General features: G+C 68.8%; 16 protein-coding genes. 8 read left to right on the forward strand and 8 right to left on the reverse strand.

Going from position 1 to position 18,492, the window contains the following annotated elements; genetic code table 11:
• Window position 1 precedes the first annotated feature (1 nt).
• Window positions 2–3,565, forward strand: coding sequence for a ligand-binding sensor domain-containing protein (locus VA603_RS14675; RefSeq protein WP_323439290.1), 3,564 nt, complete (start codon window positions 2–4; stop codon window positions 3,563–3,565).
• A gap of 91 nt (window positions 3,566–3,656) precedes the next feature.
• Here the strand turns inward: VA603_RS14675 and mdtD are convergent, their stop codons facing one another.
• The 6 genes from mdtD to VA603_RS14705 form a co-directional block, all read right to left on the reverse strand.
• Window positions 3,657–5,078 carry a multidrug transporter subunit MdtD gene (gene mdtD / locus VA603_RS14680; RefSeq protein ID WP_132865252.1) on the reverse strand — a complete coding sequence of 474 codons (1,422 nt, stop codon included), beginning with the start codon at window positions 5,076–5,078 and terminating at the stop codon, window positions 3,657–3,659.
• A gap of 75 nt (window positions 5,079–5,153) precedes the next feature.
• Window positions 5,154–5,858 (reverse strand): hypothetical protein, encoded by a 705-nt coding sequence (locus VA603_RS14685; protein ID WP_323439291.1) that lies wholly within the window; start codon window positions 5,856–5,858, stop codon window positions 5,154–5,156.
• Between the two features lie 49 nt (window positions 5,859–5,907).
• Window positions 5,908–6,981 (reverse strand): uroporphyrinogen decarboxylase, encoded by a 1,074-nt coding sequence (hemE, locus tag VA603_RS14690; protein WP_323439292.1) that lies wholly within the window; start codon window positions 6,979–6,981, stop codon window positions 5,908–5,910.
• 55 nt (window positions 6,982–7,036) lie between these two features.
• Window positions 7,037–7,288 carry a WGR domain-containing protein gene (locus tag VA603_RS14695; RefSeq protein ID WP_132865249.1) on the reverse strand — a complete coding sequence of 84 codons (252 nt, stop codon included), beginning with the start codon at window positions 7,286–7,288 and terminating at the stop codon, window positions 7,037–7,039.
• Between the two features lie 129 nt (window positions 7,289–7,417).
• Complete coding sequence (gene aroB / locus VA603_RS14700; protein WP_323439293.1) at window positions 7,418–8,527, reverse strand: 3-dehydroquinate synthase; 1,110 nt, start codon at window positions 8,525–8,527, stop codon at window positions 7,418–7,420.
• Window positions 8,524–9,066, reverse strand: coding sequence for a shikimate kinase (locus VA603_RS14705; protein WP_132865247.1), 543 nt, complete (start codon window positions 9,064–9,066; stop codon window positions 8,524–8,526). The genes aroB and VA603_RS14705 overlap by 4 nt, the downstream gene beginning before the upstream one ends.
• Window positions 9,067–9,165: 99 nt before the next feature.
• Here VA603_RS14705 and VA603_RS14710 point away from each other — a divergent pair, with 99 nt between their 5' ends.
• The gene (locus tag VA603_RS14710) at window positions 9,166–9,369 is read left to right on the forward strand and encodes a dodecin family protein (RefSeq protein ID WP_132865246.1); all 204 of its coding nucleotides are present in this window, start codon (window positions 9,166–9,168) and stop codon (window positions 9,367–9,369) included.
• Window positions 9,370–9,378: 9 nt separating this feature from the next.
• On the opposite strand, the gene VA603_RS14715 is transcribed toward VA603_RS14710, so the two are convergent.
• Window positions 9,379–10,197 (reverse strand): kinase, encoded by an 819-nt coding sequence (locus VA603_RS14715; RefSeq protein ID WP_132865245.1) that lies wholly within the window; start codon window positions 10,195–10,197, stop codon window positions 9,379–9,381.
• Between the two features lie 41 nt (window positions 10,198–10,238).
• Between VA603_RS14715 and pdxH the strand changes: the two genes are divergently transcribed.
• The 3 genes from pdxH to VA603_RS14730 are packed head-to-tail and all read left to right on the forward strand — an operon-like array spanning window position 10,239 to window position 12,001.
• Window positions 10,239–10,838: a pyridoxamine 5'-phosphate oxidase gene (gene pdxH / locus VA603_RS14720; protein ID WP_132865244.1), complete on the forward strand. Its 600-nt coding sequence runs from the start codon at window positions 10,239–10,241 to the stop codon at window positions 10,836–10,838.
• A 30-nt stretch (window positions 10,839–10,868) separates the two neighbouring features.
• A complete protein-coding gene (locus VA603_RS14725; RefSeq protein ID WP_323439294.1) occupies window positions 10,869–11,213 on the forward strand; it encodes a YqfO family protein in 345 nt (114 codons plus the stop codon).
• The gene (locus tag VA603_RS14730; RefSeq protein ID WP_323439637.1) at window positions 11,213–12,001 is read left to right on the forward strand and encodes an ABC transporter substrate-binding protein; all 789 of its coding nucleotides are present in this window, start codon (window positions 11,213–11,215) and stop codon (window positions 11,999–12,001) included. The genes VA603_RS14725 and VA603_RS14730 overlap by 1 nt, the downstream gene beginning before the upstream one ends.
• Before the next feature lie 18 nt (window positions 12,002–12,019).
• Here the strand turns inward: VA603_RS14730 and VA603_RS14735 are convergent, their stop codons facing one another.
• The gene (locus VA603_RS14735; protein WP_323439295.1) at window positions 12,020–13,249 is read right to left on the reverse strand and encodes a citrate synthase family protein; all 1,230 of its coding nucleotides are present in this window, start codon (window positions 13,247–13,249) and stop codon (window positions 12,020–12,022) included.
• A gap of 114 nt (window positions 13,250–13,363) precedes the next feature.
• On the opposite strand from VA603_RS14735, the gene prpB reads away from it, so the two are divergent.
• The 3 genes from prpB (at window position 13,364) to acnD (ending at window position 18,485) form a co-directional block, all read left to right on the forward strand.
• Window positions 13,364–14,248: a methylisocitrate lyase gene (gene prpB, locus VA603_RS14740; protein WP_132865242.1), complete on the forward strand. Its 885-nt coding sequence runs from the start codon at window positions 13,364–13,366 to the stop codon at window positions 14,246–14,248.
• A 141-nt stretch (window positions 14,249–14,389) separates the two neighbouring features.
• Complete coding sequence (prpC, locus tag VA603_RS14745; protein WP_323439296.1) at window positions 14,390–15,547, forward strand: bifunctional 2-methylcitrate synthase/citrate synthase; 1,158 nt, start codon at window positions 14,390–14,392, stop codon at window positions 15,545–15,547.
• Between the two features lie 322 nt (window positions 15,548–15,869).
• Window positions 15,870–18,485: a Fe/S-dependent 2-methylisocitrate dehydratase AcnD gene (gene acnD, locus VA603_RS14750; protein WP_323439297.1), complete on the forward strand. Its 2,616-nt coding sequence runs from the start codon at window positions 15,870–15,872 to the stop codon at window positions 18,483–18,485.
• The last annotated feature ends 7 nt before the right edge of the window (window positions 18,486–18,492 follow it).

Consider the following 18,492-nt stretch of genomic DNA (forward strand, 5'->3'; position numbering starts at 1 on the left):
AATGAAAGGGTGCGTACGCGCCGTGCTGCTGGCGCTGTCCGTGTGCCTGCTGGCGCCGGCCAATGCCGAGGTGCCGGCCACGCCGCAGCCGCGCCAGCTCACCGTGGCCGACGGGCTGCCGTCGAGCACCATCAATGCCTTCGCCGAGGACCGCACCGGTTACCTGTGGCTGGCCAGCCGCGATGGCCTGGCGCGCTATGACGGGCGCAGCTACCGCGTGTGGCGGGCCGAGGACGGCCTGCAGGACAACCAGGTCTGGAGCCTGCACGTCGACGCCGCCAACCGCCTGTGGATCGGCACGCAGAATGCCGGGCTGGTGATGCTGTCGGCGGACCGCCGCAGCTTCACCTTCTACAACCGGCGCACCCACCCGGAGATCGGCAGCAACACGATCTGGTCGATCGTCACCACCGCCGACGGCAGCACCTGGTTCGGTACCGCGACCGGCGGCCTGCACCGGCTCGATCCGGACGGGCACATCACCCGCTTCATGCCGATCGACGGTGACCCCAACAGCCTGCCGGCGGCGGCGGTGACCTACATGGCGGTGACACCGGACGGCACCCTGTGGGTCGGCACCAAGGGCGGGCTGGCGCGCTGGACCGGGCATGACTTCGAGCAGGTGGGGGAGTCGGTACTGCCGTCCGAGCGCATCAATGGCCTGAAGGTGGACCGCGAGGGCCGGCTCTGGATCGCCACCAACCTCGGGCTGGTGGTGCGCACCGCCGACGGACGGTTCCAGCGTTCGGTCTGGCCGGGCATGCAGGCCGGCGACGTGCTCAACATGCTGCAGTACTCCAGCGACGGCGATTACTGGCTCGACACGCTGGCCGGGCTGGGGCGTTTCCGCGCCGGCCGCGTACACAACGTGGGCCTGTACAGCATGCAGGAGCGCGGCATGGTGCGGCCGAACTGGTCCAGCGCCTACGAGGACCGCGAAGGAGGCCTGTGGTTCGCCAGCACCAATGCCGGACTCTGGCACCTGCCGCCGAGTTGGCGCCAGTTCTCGGTGCTGTCGCGGCACCTGGACGACCCGGCCTCGCTGCGCAACCCCAACCCGCTGGCATTGGCACCGTCGGCTTCCGGCGGCATCTGGGTGGTGGGCACGCGCGGCGCGCTGGACCGCCTGGATCCGGCCACCGGCGAGGTCGAGCAGCACCTGGAAAAGATCAGCGGCATGAACTGGCCGCAGTCGTTGACCGAAGACAACAAGGGCCGGGTCTGGATCGGCAGCCTGGACGAACTGATCCGCTATACCCCGGCCAGCCACGAGGTGCGCCGCTGGCAGGCCGGCGATGCGTCGGATGCGGCGATGACCGGTGATGCGGACATCGTGCGGCAGTGCGCGGGCGGGCGGATCTGGGTGTATTCCGAGGACGGCGGCATCCAGCAACGCGACGGGGACGGCCACGTGCTGCTGCAGATGCAGCCGGGCACGCACGGGTTGCCGCCGGCGATCGTGGAGGACATGTACTGTGGCCCCGGCGACGACCTGTGGCTGGCCACCGGTGCCGGCCTGTTGACCTGGCAGACGGCGCAGCAGCAGTTCGTGCAGGTGCCCGGCGCCCCCACCGACCGCATTTCCAGCTTCAACCTGACCGACAGCGGCGTGGCCTGGCTCGCCGGCCTGGGGCGGATGGACCGTTACCTGTGGGATGGCCGGCGCATGACCCTGCTCGATTCGGTCGGCCCGGCGCAGGGCTACCCGATGCTCGGCGCGCACGGGTTGGTGGTCGACCCCCAGGGCGTGGCGTGGGCGACCAGCGCACGCGGCCTGATCCGCATCGACCCGGCCAGCCGCTCGGTGCGCATGTATGGCGTGCACGATGGCCTGCCCAGCCAGGAGTTCCGGCGCCGCACGCTGGTGCAGGCGCGCGGTGGGCAGATCGCCGGCGGCACGCCGGATGGCGTGGTGTTGTTCGACCCGCAACGCGTGCGCCTGTCGGCGCGCCAATCGCCGCTGGTCATCGAGCGGGTGAGCGTGCGTCGCGCCGAGCAGGAACAGGACCTGACCCACCAGACCCCGCTGCAGATCCTGCCCGGCGACCGCGACCTGCGGGTGTCGGCGCGGCTGCTGTCCTTCGCCGATTCGGCGATCAACCTGTACCGCTTCCGGCTGGAAGGCTATGACCCGGACTGGGTGGAAGTGGGCGCATCGGGCGACCGGGTGTTCCCGCGCTTGCCGCCAGGCAGCTATCGGCTGCAGGTGCAGGCGGCGACCTCGGACAACGTCTGGTCGACGGTGCAGACGCTGTCCTTCCAGGTGCAGCCGCCATGGTGGCGCAGCACCGGTGGCCTGGCCGGCCTGATCGTGCTGGGCGTCGCGCTGCTGTTGCTGGGCGCCTGGTTGTACCGGCGCCGGTTGGCGCGGCGCCACGAATGGCAACTGGCCAAGCACAAGCAGGAACTGGCCGAACAGGCCTCGCTGGCCAAGACCCGCTTCCTGGCCACGCTTGGCCACGAGGTGCGCACGCCGATGACAGGCGTGCTGGGCATGAGCGAACTGCTGCTGGCCTCGGAGCTGGACGACCGGCAACGCGGCTACACCCAGTCGATCCGCCGTGCCGGCGAGCACCTGCTGCGGCTGGTCAACGACGCGCTGGACCTGGCGCGCATCGAGGCCGGGCGGCTGGAACTGCAGGTCCAGCCGCTGGACCTGCAGCAACTGCTGGACGACGTGCGCGGGCTGATGGAGCCGCTGGCGCAGCGGCGTGGGCTGGCGTTCTCGCTGCACAGCGGGGCCAGTGCGCGCACGCGGGTGACCGGTGACGTGCTGCGCCTGCGCCAGATCCTGCTGAACCTGCTGGGCAATGCGATCAAGTTCACCAGCGATGGGCAGGTGCGCCTGCGGGTGGAGATGGGCGAGGGTGGCAGCGGCATCTGCTTCGATGTCTGCGATACCGGGCCAGGCATCAATCCGGAGCAGCGCAAGCGCCTGTTCCGCCGCTTCGAGCAGGCCGACGGCGCGCGTACCGCGGCCCGTTATGGTGGCAGCGGCCTGGGCCTGGCGATCTGCCACGAACTGGCGGTGGCCATGGGCGGCACCATCGAGGTGGAAAGCACGCCCGGGACCGGCAGCTGCTTCAGCGTGCGCCTGCCACTGGCGTGGGAGGTGGTGCCGGAGACGGCGGCCGACGGCGTCGGCGTGTCGTCGTGGAAGTCACTGCCGCCGTTGCATGTCCTGCTGGTGGAGGACGACCCCACCATCGCCGCGGTGATCCGTGGCCTGCTCGAAGTGCATGGGCACGGCGTGGTGCATGCCGCGCACGGGCTGGCCGCGCTGGCCGAGGTGTCCAATGCGCGCTTCGACGTGGCCCTGCTGGACCTGGACCTGCCCGGCATCGACGGCTTCGGGCTGGCCTTGCAGCTGCGCACGATGGGCTACGAGATGCCGTTGATCGCGGTGACCGCGCGTTCGGATGCCGAAGCCGAGCCGCAGGCACGCAAGTCCGGTTTCGATGACTTCCTGCGCAAGCCGGTGACCGCGCAGATGCTGCTGGAAGCCATCGCCGGGGTGCTGGACGCACACCAGCGCCGTGCGCAGGGACTGGCCCCGCGCGGCTGAGCTCCGGCAAGCCGGGACCGGGATCGTGCGCGGGGCCACGCATGCTGCTCCCGGGGATGTGCCACTGCATGCGGCGCGCTGGCGTGCGCGGTTACTCGGCGACTTCCTCGACCGCCTTGGGATGCGGGCGGTTTTCCGGCAACTGCCAGAACACCAGCGTGGAGCTGAGCGTGATCGCGCCGACGCAGATGAAGGTGGCGTGCAGCGCGGCGGTCGCGCCGTGGCCCACCAGGTGCGTGCCGAAGGTGGCCAGCAGGCTGCCGGCGGTGGCCGCGCCGAAGCCGGTGGCCAGCATCATCACCATCGACAGCAGGCTGTTGCCGCTGCTGGCCTGCTCCATGTCCAGGTCGCGCAGGGTCACGGTGTTCATCACGGTGAACTGCATCGAGTTCACCGCGCCGAAGGCGGTCAGCAGCACCAGCTGCACCCACACCGGCTGGCCCCCGTCGATCAGCGCGAAGCCGGCCATCGCCACGCCCACGCAGACGGTGTTGATCATCAGGATGCGGCGATAACCGAAGCGCTGCACCAGCGACACCGCCGCGCGCTTGGCAGCCATGCCGGCCAGCGCTACCGGGATCATCATCATGCCCGCCCGCATCGGGCTCATGCCCAGGCCGACCTGCAGCAGCAACGGGATCAACAGCGGCATCGCCCCGCTGCCGATCCGTGAGAACAGGTTGCCGAGGATGCCGATGCGGAAGCTGGTCACATGGAACAGCGTCAACGGGAACAATGCATCACGGCTGTTGGCCGCATGCAGCCAGTAGCCCGCCAGTGCGGCGATGCCGATCACCGCCAGCAGGATCACCAGTGCATGCGCCGAGCCCAGCCCGGAGACGCCGTCCAGCGCCAGCGACAAGGCGACCATGCCGAAGGCCAGCATCAGGTAGCCGGCCAGGTCGAAGCGGTGCTTCTGCTGTCCGTAATGGTCGGGCATGATCCGCAGCGCGGCGACCAGCCCGATCAGGCCGATCGGCAGGTTGATCAGGAAGATCCAGTGCCACGACGCCACTTCCACCATCCAGCCGCCCAGCGTCGGGCCCAGTAGCGGGCCGATCAGCGCGGGGATGGCGATGAAGCTCATCGCCGACAGGAATTGTTCGCGCGGTACGGTACGCATCACCGCCAGCCGCCCGACCGGCAGCAGCATCGCCCCGCCGATGCCCTGCAGCACGCGCGCGGCCACCAGCCATTGCAGGCTGGGTGACAACGCGCAGGCCAGCGAGCCCAGGGTGAACAGGATGATCGCCGTCATGAAGGTGCGGCGGGTGCCGAAGCGGTCGGCGATCCAGCCCGAGGCCGGGATGAACGTGGCCACCGCCAGCGCGTAGCTGAACACCACCGACTGCATCTGCAGCGGGCTTTCGCCAAGGCTGCGGGCCATCGCCGGCAATGCGGTGTTGACGATGGTCGAGTCCAGCATCTGCATGAAGATGGCCAGTGACACCAGCCACAACAGCGGCTTGTGGGCGTTGCCGGTGGGCAGCGGGCTGGAAACGGCGTTGGACATCAGGACGGCTCGCAGGGGCAGGCCGTCATTGTCGCTCCTGGCGCGTGCAGGTCACGCGCAGATCGCGCCTGGCCCTCAATCACCGCCGCCGTAGCTGTACAGCGAATGGGCCGGGTTGTCCGGGTCGGCGGCCAGGGTGGCGGTGGTGTTGAGCTCGCCCAGGGTCAGCCTCCAGGTGCCGTCATCCGCTTCCATGGTGCATGTCGGCACCGCGCTGGGATTGACCCTGTGGGTGGGCTCGCAGTCCTTTTCGATCCGCGGGCGCAGGGTCTGCAGCAGCTGTTGCAGCGAGGCGTCGATGACGTAGGTCCGCAGGATATGCATCTCGCCGGCATCCTCGTCGTAGCGCAGCACCGGCAGGTCCAGCAGCGTCACCGCACCCGGCTTGAAGGTCGCGCTGGCCGCATAGGACAGGTAGCCGCTGCCGTCGTCGTAGGCCTCGCGCGTGCACGAGGTGAGCGAGAGCTTGGCGATCACCGCCGACCAGCGTGGGGACAGCTCGTCCTGCTTGACCAGCCGGAGCTGGTCGCAGCGTTGCGGGAAGTCGCCCATCCCGGTGCTGAAGATCGCCAGCTGGGCCAGCGCTTCGTTCGAGGCCAGGCTCGGGAAATCCTCGGGCTGGATCTTCAATGTGCTGCTGGCCGCGTCGGTGGCCAGCACCGCTGCGCCGGCGGCGGCCGGCGTGGCAGCCGGTGCCGGTGCCGGCGTGACATCGGCCGTACAGGCGGCCAATGCGCACGACAGCGGGGCGCACCACAGGATCGGGCGGGGCAGGGGCATGGCGTTCCTCCTTGAAACGGTCCGGGGCCGGCCAGGCCGGCCGCCGGGATCAGCGGCGGCTCAACCGGTGCACGGCGTCCACCAGCACCGCGACGTGGTCCGGGTTCATGTCCGGCGACATGCCATGGCCGAGGTTGAACACATGGCCCTCGCGCGAGCCGCCGTTGCCGGCGGCGTAGCTGTCCAGCACCTTGCCCACTTCCCGGGTGATCGCCTCGGACGAGCCGTACAGGGTGGCCGGGTCCAGGTTGCCCTGCAGCGCGACCTTGCCGCCGGCCGCACGCACCGCGTCCTCCAGGCTGATGGTCCAGTCCACGCCGACGCCGTCGGTGCCGGTGGCGGCCAGTTCGGCCACGTACTGGCCGGTGCCCTTGCCGAACAGGATCAGCGGGGTGCGCTCGGCGCCTTCGCCACGCGGCAGTTCGGCGGCGATGCGCGAGAGGTAGCGCAGCGAGAACTCACGGTACATGGCCGGGCCGAGCACGCCGCCCCAGGTGTCGAACACCTGCAGTGCCTGCGCGCCGGCCGCGCGCTGCGCCGACAGGTAGGCGATGACCGCGTCGGTCACCACGCCCAGCAACTGGTGCAGGGCCCTGGGCTCGTTCAGCGCCATCGCCTTGATGCGCGCGTAGTCCTTGCTGCCGCCGCCCTCGATCATGTAGCAGGCCAGCGTCCACGGGCTGCCGGAGAAGCCGATCAACGGCACCTTGCCGTCCAGCTCGCGGCGGATCAGGCGCACCGCGTCCATCACGTAGCCCAGCTCGGTCTCCATGTCCGGCACCGCCAGCCTGGCGATGGCGGCGGCGTCACGCACCGGGTCCTTGAACTTGGGGCCTTCGCCATCGGCGAAGTACAGGCCCAGGCCCATCGCGTCGGGCACGGTGAGGATGTCCGAGAACAGGATGGCCGCGTCCAGGTCGAAGCGCTCCAGCGGCTGCAGGGTGACTTCGCAGGCGACTTCGGGGTTCTTGGCCATGCCCAGGAAGCTGCCGGCGCGGGCGCGGGTGGCGCGGTACTCCGGCAGGTAGCGGCCGGCCTGGCGCATCAGCCAGACGGGGGTGCAATCCACCGGTTCGCGGCGCAGGGCGCGCAGGAAGCGGTCGTTGCGGAGGGGGCTGGTCACGGTGGAGCTCCTTGGCAGTGGGCGGCGCGGGCGCATCGCGCCCTGCAGGGTCCGCTCAGGGTTGTGGCAGGCCGCTGGTGAACATCACCTGGAAGCCGCGCTTGATCTGTGCGTCGCGTGCCTTCTCGAAGGCGTCGCGGGCTTCGTCGTGCTGCAGGAACAGTTCGCGGCGAAGCTGCACGCGGCCTCCGGTCTGGCCGCTCTCGCGCAGCAGCTCCCAGCCGCCGAGCAGGTCCGGCACCAGGGTGAGCTGTACGTAACGGGGGGCTTCTTTGCCGCTGGGCGGCTGTTGCAGTAGGACGCGCATGGCGGCGATTGTAGCCGTTGCGCGGGATTTGGGCCGCTTTCCGGCGGCATGCCCCGGCATCGCCACGGCGTGTGCTGGTCCTCCGTCCCCGTGGCCGCAGGCCAAGGGGACGGGGAAGGCGCGGGTGCCTCAGCCCTGGCGCAACACCGCCAGCACCGCGGCCTCGTCCACGTCGGCCACGACCTCGGCCTTGCCGATGCCACGCCACAACACCAGGCGCAGGCGCCCGGCGATGTTCTTCTTGTCCAGGCGCATGTGCGCGAGCAGGCCCTCCGGTTCCAGCCCGGCCGGGATCCGCACCGGCAGGCCATAGGCCAGCAGCAGCTCGCGCAGGGTGTCGGTGTCGGCCGCATCGGCCATGCCCAGCGCGGCGGACAGGCGCGCGGCCAGCACCATGCCCACCGCCACGGCCTCGCCGTGGTTGAGGTTGTCATTGCCCGGTGCGCCGTAACCCTGCGCCGTCTCGATGGCATGGCCGAAGGTGTGGCCCAGGTTGAGCAGCGCACGTTCGCCCTTCTCCAGCGGGTCGCATTCGACGATCTCGGCCTTGTGCTCGCAACTGCGGGCGATGGCCTGGGCCAGCGCGGCATCGTCGCCGGCCAGCAGCGCGGCACGTTCGGCCTGCAGCCACTGGAAGAACAGCGGGTCACGGATGGCGCCGTACTTGATTACCTCGGCCAGCCCGGCGCGCAGCTCGCGCACCGGCAGGCTGCGCAGGGCGGCGGTGTCGGCGATGACCGCGCGCGGCGGGTGGAAGGCACCGACCAGGTTCTTGCCCTGCGGGATGTCCACGGCGGTCTTGCCACCGACCGAGGAGTCCACCATCGCCAGCAGCGTGGTGGGCAGCTGCACGCAGTCCACGCCCCGCATCCAGCACGCCGCGGCGAAGCCGGCCAGGTCGCCGACCACGCCACCGCCCAGTGCCAGCACGCAGGCATCGCGGGTGGCGCCCAGCGCCGCCAGCGCGGCGATCGCACCGGCGAAGTTGTCCAGGGTCTTGGACGCCTCGCCGGCCGGGATCACGTACTGGCCGATCTTCAGCTCGGGGCGGGCCGCCTGCAGGGCATCGCGGACGCGTGCCAGGTACAGCGGGGCCACGGTGTCGTCGCTGGCCAGCAACACGTGGCGTCCGCGGATGGCCGCGCCCAGCAGGCTGGCGTCGGACAGCAGGCCGGGGCCGATGTGGATCTGGTACGGGAGTTCGCCGCCAACGGCGACGGTACGGGGGGAAGCGGTCATGCGGTGGGTTCCGAGATCTGCCATTGGCTGGCAAGCCGTACCACCAGTTGGGCGGTGGCTTCGGCGGAGGTGTAGAGGTCGGTGTCGATGATCAGGTCGGCCAGGTCGCGGTACAGCGGGTCGCGCAACGCGGCCATGTCGGCCAGCACCTGTTCGCGGTCGGGACGTTGCAGCAGCGGGCGGGTCTTGTCCTTCTGCAGGCGCTGCAGCTGCGACTGCACGCTGACCCGCAGGTAGACCACGAAGCCGCGTTGGCGGATGCGCTGGCGGTTGTCGGCATCCAGCACCGAGCCCCCGCCGGTGGACACCAATTGGCCGTTGCCCTGCAGCAGGTCGTTCAGTACCCGCTTCTCGTGGGCACGGAAGCCGGCCTCGCCGAGGTTCTCGAAGATGGCCGGGATGCTGGTGCCCACGTCATCGACGATGGCCTGGTCGGCATCGATGAAGGCCAGCCCGAAGCGCTCGGCCACGCGGCGGCCGATGCAGGTTTTTCCGGCGCCCATGGGGCCGATCAGGATGAGATTGGGGGCGGGATTCATCGTAGGGCGATGCTAGCACCTCGTGTCAGTGCCTTAACACGGTAGCAGCCAAGCTCGCGGACTCCACGAATGGTTCGTGGTGCAACCAAGGAGTCGGACATGAGTGTGGCGAAGATCATCGAAGTCAGCGCGTCGTCCAAGACCAGCGTCGAGGACGCCGTGCGCACCGGATTGAAGAAGGTGGCCGAGACCGTCAAGGGCATCCAGGGCGCGTGGATCAACGAAACCAAGGTGGTCACCGACGGCCAGGGCAACATCACCGAATGGCGGGTCAACCTGCGGGTGACCTTCCTGGTGCAGTAAGCCGCCCCCCTACAACGGACGGCGTTGCGCATCCAGCGGGATGACCCGGTCGGCGAGCGTCGGCAGGGTGCGCAGCGCCTGCCGGCTGATGCGCTCGTAGAACTGCACGAAACGTTCCACCTGCGCCCGGCTCATGCTGGTGCGCCCCGGCGAGGCCTGTTGCAGTGCCTGCTCCTGCTGCCAGCGCCAGTGCGGGACCACCGAAAAGCCCGGCGGCTGCAGGAACCACAGCCGGTCAAAGCGCTGCCACAGCGCGGGGTAGTCGTTCGCCAGCGCCTGGTTGCACCAGCGCCGCCAGATACCGTCGCCATCGGCCTCGCGCTCGAGCGCGTTCAACGGTGCCTGCAGCGCGGCGTCCTGCTCGGCCGGCGTGCCCAGGAACCAGCCCTCGAACACCAGCAGGTCCAGTGGGGTGTCCTGCATCTGCCATTGCGCTTCGGGCACCCGTTCGTCGGCCAGCTTGTCGAAGCGGGGCAGGGCGAAAGCCCGGCCTGCCTTGGCGGCATCCAGGGTGGACAGCGCCAGCGGCAGGTCATGCGTGCCCGGCGGGCCGCGCGTGGCCAGCAACGGGTGGATGCGGTCGGCCAGGCGCTGGCGCTGGGCGCGGGTGAGGTAGGTGTCGTCGATGGACAATGCCGCGGCCTGCAGCCCACGCGCACGGGCCAGCTCGACCACCTGCGCGGCCAGGGTGGACTTGCCGCTGCCCTGCACGCCACTGATGGCCAGCACCGGCGTGCGCGCGCCACTGGCCAATGCATCGTCGAGCGCCTGTTCGACCAGCGCCTGCGCGAAGCGTCGTGGGGAAAAACTGTGCGGAACGGGGGACATGCCGCCACAATAGCTCAAACCCCTGCCGTACGAAGCCGCTCATGACCGATCTTTACGCCGAAGCACTTACGACTTTCGCCGCATTGTTTGACGAGGCAAAAGCCGGTGCCGAAATCGATGCCACCGCGATGACGGTGGCCACCGCCGACATCAACGGCCGTCCCTCGGCACGCACGGTGCTGCTGAAGGCCTTCGACGAGCGCGGCTTCGTGTTCTACACGCACCTGGACAGCCGCAAGGGCCGCGAGCTGCACGAGAACCGCGCGCTGGCGTTGCTGTTCCTGTGGCGCAGCCTGCGCGAGGCCGGCATCCAGGTGCGGATCGAAGGCGACGCGCAGCTGGTCGCGCCGGCCGAGGCCGACGCGTACTTCGCCTCGCGCCCGCGCATGAGCCAGATCGGCGCGTGGGCCTCGGTGCAGTCGCAGCCGCTGGCCTCGCGCGAGGCGTTCGAGCAACGCCTGGCCCGGTTCGAGGCCCAGTTCGAAGGGCGGGACGTGCCGCGCCCGGACGGCTGGAGTGGCATCCGCGTGGTGCCGCAGCGCATCGAGTTCTGGTACGGCGCCGACTTCCGCCTGCATGAGCGCTGGTGCTACGAGGCCGATGCGGCCGGGCAATGGAGCAAGCGGATGCTGTTCCCTTGAGTTGCGGTGGCTGACGATGGCGGGGCAATGATGAAGCTGCATCCGGTCTACCGCATCACCGTGTTCGTGCCGCCCGCGCACCTGGAGGCGTTGAAGGCCGGCATCCTGTCCGTGGACCCGTTGGCCGCCGGCGGCTACGCGGCCGGCATGTGGGAATCGGCGCCGGGCCGGGAACAGTTCCGCGTGCTGGACGGCACGGCCAGCGCGTCCGGCCGGTCCGGCGAACTGGTGCGCGAGCCCAGCGTACGGCTGGAGTTCTGCATCCCGCGCGATCCCGGGCGCCTGCAACACCTCCTGACGCAGGGCATTGCCGCCCATCATCCTTGGAACACCCCGGCGGTGTTCGTCGACAGCACGGAGTTCGCAAGCCCATGATTGGCCCGCGTCGCATCGTCTGCCTCACCGAGGAGCCGACCGAAACCCTGTACGCGCTCGGTGAGCAGGAGCGCATCGTCGGCATCAGCGGCTTCACCGTGCGGCCACCGCAAGCACGGCGCGACAAGCCCAAGGTCAGTGCCTTCACCAGCGCCAAGGTGGGGGAGATCCTCAAACTCAAACCGGACCTGGCGATCGGCTTCTCCGACATCCAGGCCGATATCGCCGCCGAATTGATCCGGCATGGCGTGGAGGTATGGATCGCCAACCATCGCAGCGTGGCCGGCATCCTCGATTACATCCGTCGGCTCGGCGGGCTGGTGGGCGTGGCCGCGCGTGCCAATGCCTATGCCGACAGCCTGCAGCGCGGGCTGGATGACATCGCCGCGCAGGCCGCGCGGTTGCCGCAGCGGCCGCGCGTGTGCGTGGAAGAATGGGATGAGCCGATCATCACCGGCATCCAGTGGGGTGCCGAACTGGTGACCATCGCCGGCGGCGACGATGTGTTCCCCGAGTTGTCGCGCGAGCCGCTGGCCAAGGCGCGGATCCTGGCCAACGGTGATCCGGTGATCGCGCGCAACCCGGACATCATCATCGGCTCGTGGTGCGGCAAGAAGTTCCGCCCCGAGCGGGTCGCCGCACGTCCGGGCTGGGCAGCAATCAACGCCGTGCGTGATGGCCAGCTGCACGAAATCAAGTCGCCGCTGATCCTGCAGCCGGGCCCTGCAGCGTTGACCGATGGCGTGCAGGCCATCGCGGCGATCATCCAGGCCTGGAGTCGTCGGTAGGAGCAGCCTCGGCCGCGCCTACGCGGGCTTGCCGGGGACCACGCCGGTGTAACGCGCGCGTGGCCGGATCAGCGTACCCAGCGCCTGCTGCTCCAGGGCGTGCGCCAGCCAGCCGGCCAGCCGGGCGGTGGCGAACATCACCAGCGCGTGCGCGCCGGGCAGGCCATAGGCGTAGCAGATCGCCGCCAGCAGGCCGTCGATGTTGGGGTGCTGGCCACTGTGCTCCTCGGTGGCCGCCAGCACACTCTCGATGTGCTGCATCGCCGGCGTGCCACCGCGTAATCCACGCAGCACGCGCAGGACTTCGGCACCGCGCGGGTCGCCCTGCGGGTACAGCACATGGTTGAACCCCGGCAGGTCGTCGCCGCGCCGCCAGCGACCGGCGATGAACTCCGCCGCCGCGCCGCTGGCCTGTGCATCCAGCAACAGCGCATGCGCACGTGCGGTGGCACCGCCATGGCGCGGGCCGGACATCGCGGCCAGGCCGGCGCACACGGTGGCGTGCAGGTGCGCGCCGGTGGAGGCCACCACGCGCGCGGCGAACGCCGACACATTGAGCTCATGGTCGGCGCACACCACCAATGCGGTGCGTACCACCTCGGCAAAACCCTCGTCCCCGGCGCACCAGCTGTCGGCCAGCAGGCGATGCACCGGGCGCGCATCCGGTTGCACGCCGACCAGCAGCGCGGCGTTCTGGCGCAACAGTGCCGCGGCTACCTCGCGGCGCACCGGCGCGGCGGCGTTGAGCGACTGACGCTGTCCCAATGCCAGCAGCGGCAGGCAGGCCATGGCCCGCTCCAGCGGTGGAAGTGATCCGTCCAGCGCCAGCGGGGCAATCCGCTCCGGCCAATGCGGCGGCGGCTGGGGCGTGAAGGGGTCCAGTTCCTCGCAGTCCCACAGCAGCCGCGCGGTGTCTTCCAGGGTCGCCCCGTCCTGCGCCGCCGCGACCGCCGAGCGGCCGCGGTAATAGGGCGAATCCGGCTGGATCAGCGAGATGCCGGTTTCCAGTACCGGCAGGCCACGGTCCAGGCTCTGCGCAGCCCCCCGCGCCGCGCCACGGCCGGCTCGCTTGCGCTGAGCCAGCCGCTCGACCTCGGCGCGCAGGTACACCCGGCTGCGCTGGTCCGCGCCCGGTCGCGAGCTGAGCTGGCCACGGCTGACATAGGCGTACAGCGTGGCCGGGCTGATCCCTAGCAGGGTGCAGACATCGCTGGCGGACAGCAGCTCGTTCTCGGCGTTATCGGTCATGCGCATTCAATAGGTTGATTTATTGAATCAAGATTGATCAACGGGTCCGATAGTGACAGATTGTTTGTCATAGCGGAATGGCATCGTCGCCTCCGCCACGCAAGGAGCCATGCCATGAGTCTTTCTTCCGCCGGCGCCGCCTTCCGCGCCGCACTGGCTGCCGAATCGCCGCTGCAGGTGATCGGCGCGATCAACGCCAACCACGCCCTGCTGGCCAAGCGCGCCGGCTACCGGGCCATCTACCTGTCCGGCGGCGGCGTCGCGGCCGGCTCGCTGGGCCTGCCGGACCTGGGCATCAACACCTTGGAAGACGTGCTGATCGACGTGCGCCGCATCACCGATGTGTGCGACCTGCCGCTGATGGTGGACATCGACACCGGCTTCGGCCCGAGTGCGTTCAACATCGCGCGCACGGTGAAGTCGCTGATCAAGGCCGGTGCCGCGGCCTGCCACATCGAGGACCAGGTGGGGGCCAAGCGTTGCGGCCACCGCCCGGGCAAGGAAATCGTGTCGCAGGGTGAAATGGTGGACCGCGTGAAGGCGGCGGCCGATGCCAAGACCGACCCGGATTTCTTCCTGATCGCCCGCACCGACGCGATCCAGATGGAAGGCGTGGACGCGGCCATCGAGCGTGCCATCGCCTGCGTCGAGGCCGGCGCCGATGGCATCTTCGCCGAGGCTGCCTATGACCTGGAAACCTACAAGCGCTTCGCCGACGCGGTGAAGGTGCCGCTGCTGGCCAATATCACTGAATTCGGGGCCACGCCGCTGTTCAGCCGCGATGAGCTGGCTGCTTCGGGCGTTGCGATCCAGCTGTTCCCGCTGTCGGCGTTCCGCGCGGCCAACAAGGCGGCCGAGAACGTCTACGAAGCCATCCGCCGTGATGGCCACCAGCGTAATGTGGTGGACACGATGCAGACCCGCGAGGAGCTGTACGACCGGATTGGTTACCACGAATTCGAGCGCAGCCTGGACAGGACGTTTGCTGCGAAGAAGTAGTCCCTGGCCCCTTCTCCCGTTGGGAGAAGGTGGCGCGTAGCGCCGGATGAGGGTGCGATTCCTCGCATTCGTACCCTCTCCCCAACCCCTCTCCCGGTGGGAGAGGGGCTTCCACATCCGCATCTGATCGAGGTTCACACCATGTCTGAATCCACCGCCGCCCCGGCGTTCAAGCCGAAGAAGTCCGTCGCCCTGTCCGGCACCGCCGCCGGCAACACCGCGCTGTGTACGGTTGGCCGCAGCGGCAACGACCTGCACTACCGCGGCTACGACATCCTGGACCTGGCCAACACCAGCGAGTTCGAGGAAATCGCCCACCTGCTGGTGCACGGCAAGCTGCCGAACAAGGCCGAGCTGCGCGCCTACAAGGCCAAGCTGAAGGCGCTGCGTGGCATCCCGGCGGCGGTCAAGGCCGCGCTGGAAGAGCTGCCGCCGTCGGCCCACCCGATGGACGTGATGCGTACCGGCGTGTCGGTGATGGGTTGCGTGTCGCCGGAGAAGGATGACCACAACCACCCGGGCGCGCGTGACATCGCCGACAAGCTGATGGCTTCGCTGGGCTCGATGCTGCTGTATTGGTACCACTGGAGCCACAACGGCAAGGTCATCGACGTGGAGACCGACGACGACTCCATCGGCGGCCACTTCCTGCACCTGCTGCACGGCGAGCCGCCGCGCGAATCGTGGGTCAAGGCGATGCACACCAGCCTGATCCTGTACGCCGAGCATGAGTTCAATGCCTCCACGTTTGCCTGCCGCGTCATCGCCGGCACCGGCAGCGACATGTACAGCGCCATCACCGGCGGCATCGGCGCCCTGCGCGGGCCCAAGCACGGTGGCGCGAATGAAGTCGCCTTCGAGGTGCAGAAGCGCTACGAGACGCCGGACGAGGCCGAGGCCGACATCAAGGCACGCGTGGAGCGCAAGGAAGTGGTCATCGGCTTCGGCCACCCGGTCTACACCGTGTCCGATCCGCGCAACAAGGTGATCAAGGAGGTCTCGCGCGAGCTGTCGGCCGAGCAGGAGAACATGAAGATGTACGACATCGCCGAGCGCCTGGAATCGGTGATGTGGGACATCAAGAAGATGTTCCCGAACCTGGACTGGTTCAGCGCCGTCAGCTACCACATGATGGGCGTGCCGACCGCCATGTTCACCCCGCTGTTCGTGATCGCCCGCACCGCCGGCTGGAGCGCGCACATCATCGAGCAGCGCATCGACGGCAAGATCATCCGCCCGAGCGCGAACTACACCGGCCCGGAAGACCAGACCTTCGTGCCGCTGGAAAAGCGCGCGTAAGGCGCGCATCCAGTCTCCCGCGCGGAAGACAAAGCTCCTCTCCCGCTCGCGGAAAAATTAGCCCCTCTCCCGCTTGCGGGAGAGGGGTTGGGGTGAGGGGAGGCTCCTGGCACGAGGAGCAAGCTTCAAGCCCGTAAAAAAAAGCGAAGCAAAGCTGGAGCTCAAGCAAGAGCAAGAGCAAAGCTCCCCCCATCCGCCCTTCGGGCACCTTCCCCCGCACACGGGAGAAGGGATACCTCAGATTCCAAGTGCTGCTGTGGGTTTGCTGCATTCGCGCACAACCCAAAGCACACCAGCAAGCCCAGACCCTCACAGGCCAGCCATGAACACCGATTACCGCAAGCATCTCCCCGGCAGCACGCTGGACTACTTCGACGCACAGGCCGCTGTGGATGCGATCACGCCCGGTGCCTATGCCACGCTGCCGTACACCGCGCGCGTGCTGGCCGAGAACCTGGTGCGCCGCTGCGACCCGGCCACGCTCACTGATTCGCTCACGCAGCTGATCGAGCGCAAGCGCGACCTCGATTTCCCGTGGTTCCCGGCCCGCGTGGTCTGCCACGACATCCTCGGCCAGACCGCGCTGGTCGACCTGGCCGGCCTGCGCGATGCCATCGCCGACAAGGGCGGCGACCCGGCCAAGGTAAACCCGGTGGTGCCGGTGCAGCTGATCGTGGACCACTCGCTGGCGGTGGAATGCGGCGGCTTCGACCCGCAGGCGTTCGAGAAGAACCGCGCCATCGAGGACCGTCGCAACGAGGACCGCTTCCACTTCATCGACTGGACCAAGCTGGCCTTCGAGAACGTGGACGTGATCCCGCCGGGCAACGGCATCATGCACCAGATCAACCTGGAGAAGATGTCGCCGGTGATCTACCAGCAGGGCGGCGTGGCGTTCCCGGATACCTGCGTGGGTACCGATAGCCACACCCCGCATGTGGATGCGCTGGGCGTGATCGCCATCGGCGTGGGTGGCCTGGAAGCAGAGAACGTGATGCTCGGCCGTGCGTCGTGGATGCGCCTGCCCGACATCATCGGCGTCAAGCTGACCGGCAAGCCGCAGCCCAACATCACCGCCACCGACGTGGTGCTGGCGCTGACCGAGTTCCTGCGCAAGGAGCGCGTGGTCGGTGCGTGGCTGGAGTTCTTCGGTGAAGGTGCGGCGGCGCTGACCATCGGCGACCGCGCCACCATCTCCAACATGTGCCCGGAGTACGGCGCAACCGCGGCGATGTTCTACATCGACCAGCAGACCCTGGACTACCTGCGCCTGACCGGCCGCGAGGAAGCCCAGGTGGCGCTGGTCGAGAATTACGCAAGGACCGCCGGCCTGTGGGCCGATGCACTGGCCACCGCCCAGTACGAGCGCGTGCTGGAGTTCGACCTGTCCAGCGTGGTCCGCAACATGGCCGGCCCGAGCAACCCGCATCGGCGCCTGCCGGTGTCGGACCTGGCAGAGCGCGGCATTGCCGACGAAGCCAAGCTGGAAAGCGGCAGGAACGAGGAAGCCCAGGGGCTGATGCCCGATGGCGCGGTGATCATCGCCGCCATCACCAGCTGCACCAACACCTCCAACCCGCGCAACGTGATCGCCGCCGGCCTGCTGGCGCGCAACGCCAATGCGCGCGGCCTGCTGCGCAAGCCGTGGGTGAAGTCGTCGCTGGCACCGGGTTCCAAGGCAGTGCAGCTGTATCTGGAGGAAGCCGGCCTGCTGCCGGAGCTGGAGAAGCTGGGCTTCGGCATCGTCGCCTTCGCCTGTACCACCTGCAACGGCATGAGCGGCGCGCTGGACCCGAAGATCCAGCAGGAAATCATCGACCGCGACCTGTACTCGACCGCGGTGCTATCGGGCAACCGCAACTTCGATGGCCGCATCCATCCGTACGCCAAGCAGGCCTTCCTGGCCTCGCCGCCGCTGGTCATCGCCTATGCGATCGCCGGCACGGTGCGCTTCGACATCGAGAAGGACGTGCTGGGCGTGGATGCCGATGGCAACGACGTGCGCCTGAAGGACATCTGGCCGAGCGATGCCGAGATCGACGCGGTGGTGAAGGCGGCCGTCAAGCCGGAGCAGTTCCGCAGCGTCTACAACCCGATGTTCAACGTGCGCGTCGAGCACGGCGCGCCGGTCAGCCCGCTGTATGATTGGCGCCCGCAGAGCACCTACATCCGCCGCCCGCCGTACTGGGAGGGCGCGCTGGCCGGTGAGCGTACGCTGCAGGGCATGCGCCCGCTGGCGGTGCTGCCGGACAACATCACCACCGACCACTTGTCGCCGTCCAACGCGATCCTGCGCTCCAGCGCGGCTGGTGAGTACCTGGCCAAGATGGGCCTGCCGGAAGAAGACTTCAATTCCTATGCCACCCACCGCGGCGACCACCTCACCGCGCAGCGCGCCACCTTCGCCAACCCGAAGCTGTTCAACGAGATGGTGCGCAACGACGATGGCAGCGTGAAGCAGGGTTCGCTGGCGCGCGTGGAGCCGGAAGGCAAGGTCATGCGCATGTGGGAAGCCATTGAAACCTACATGGAGCGCAAGCAGCCGTTGATCATCATCGCCGGTGCCGACTACGGCCAGGGCAGCTCGCGCGACTGGGCCGCCAAGGGCGTGCGCCTGGCCGGCGTGGAGGCCATCGCCGCCGAAGGCTTCGAGCGCATCCACCGCACCAACCTGATCGGCATGGGCGTGCTGCCGCTGGAGTTCAAGCCGGGCACCGACCGCAACACGCTGGGCATCGATGGTACCGAAACCTTCGATGTCATCGGCGCGCGGCAGCCGCGCACCGATCTGACGCTGGTGATTCACCGCAAGGACGGCAGCACGGTGAACGTGCCGGTCACCTGCCGTCTGGATTCGGACGAGGAAGTGGCCATCTACGAAGCCGGCGGCGTGCTGCAACGCTTCGCGCAGGACTTCCTGGAAGCTTCCGCCAACTGATGCGCCA

Source organism: Stenotrophomonas capsici, from assembly GCF_034961085.1.
In the GTDB taxonomy this organism is placed as follows: domain Bacteria; phylum Pseudomonadota; class Gammaproteobacteria; order Xanthomonadales; family Xanthomonadaceae; genus Stenotrophomonas; species Stenotrophomonas capsici.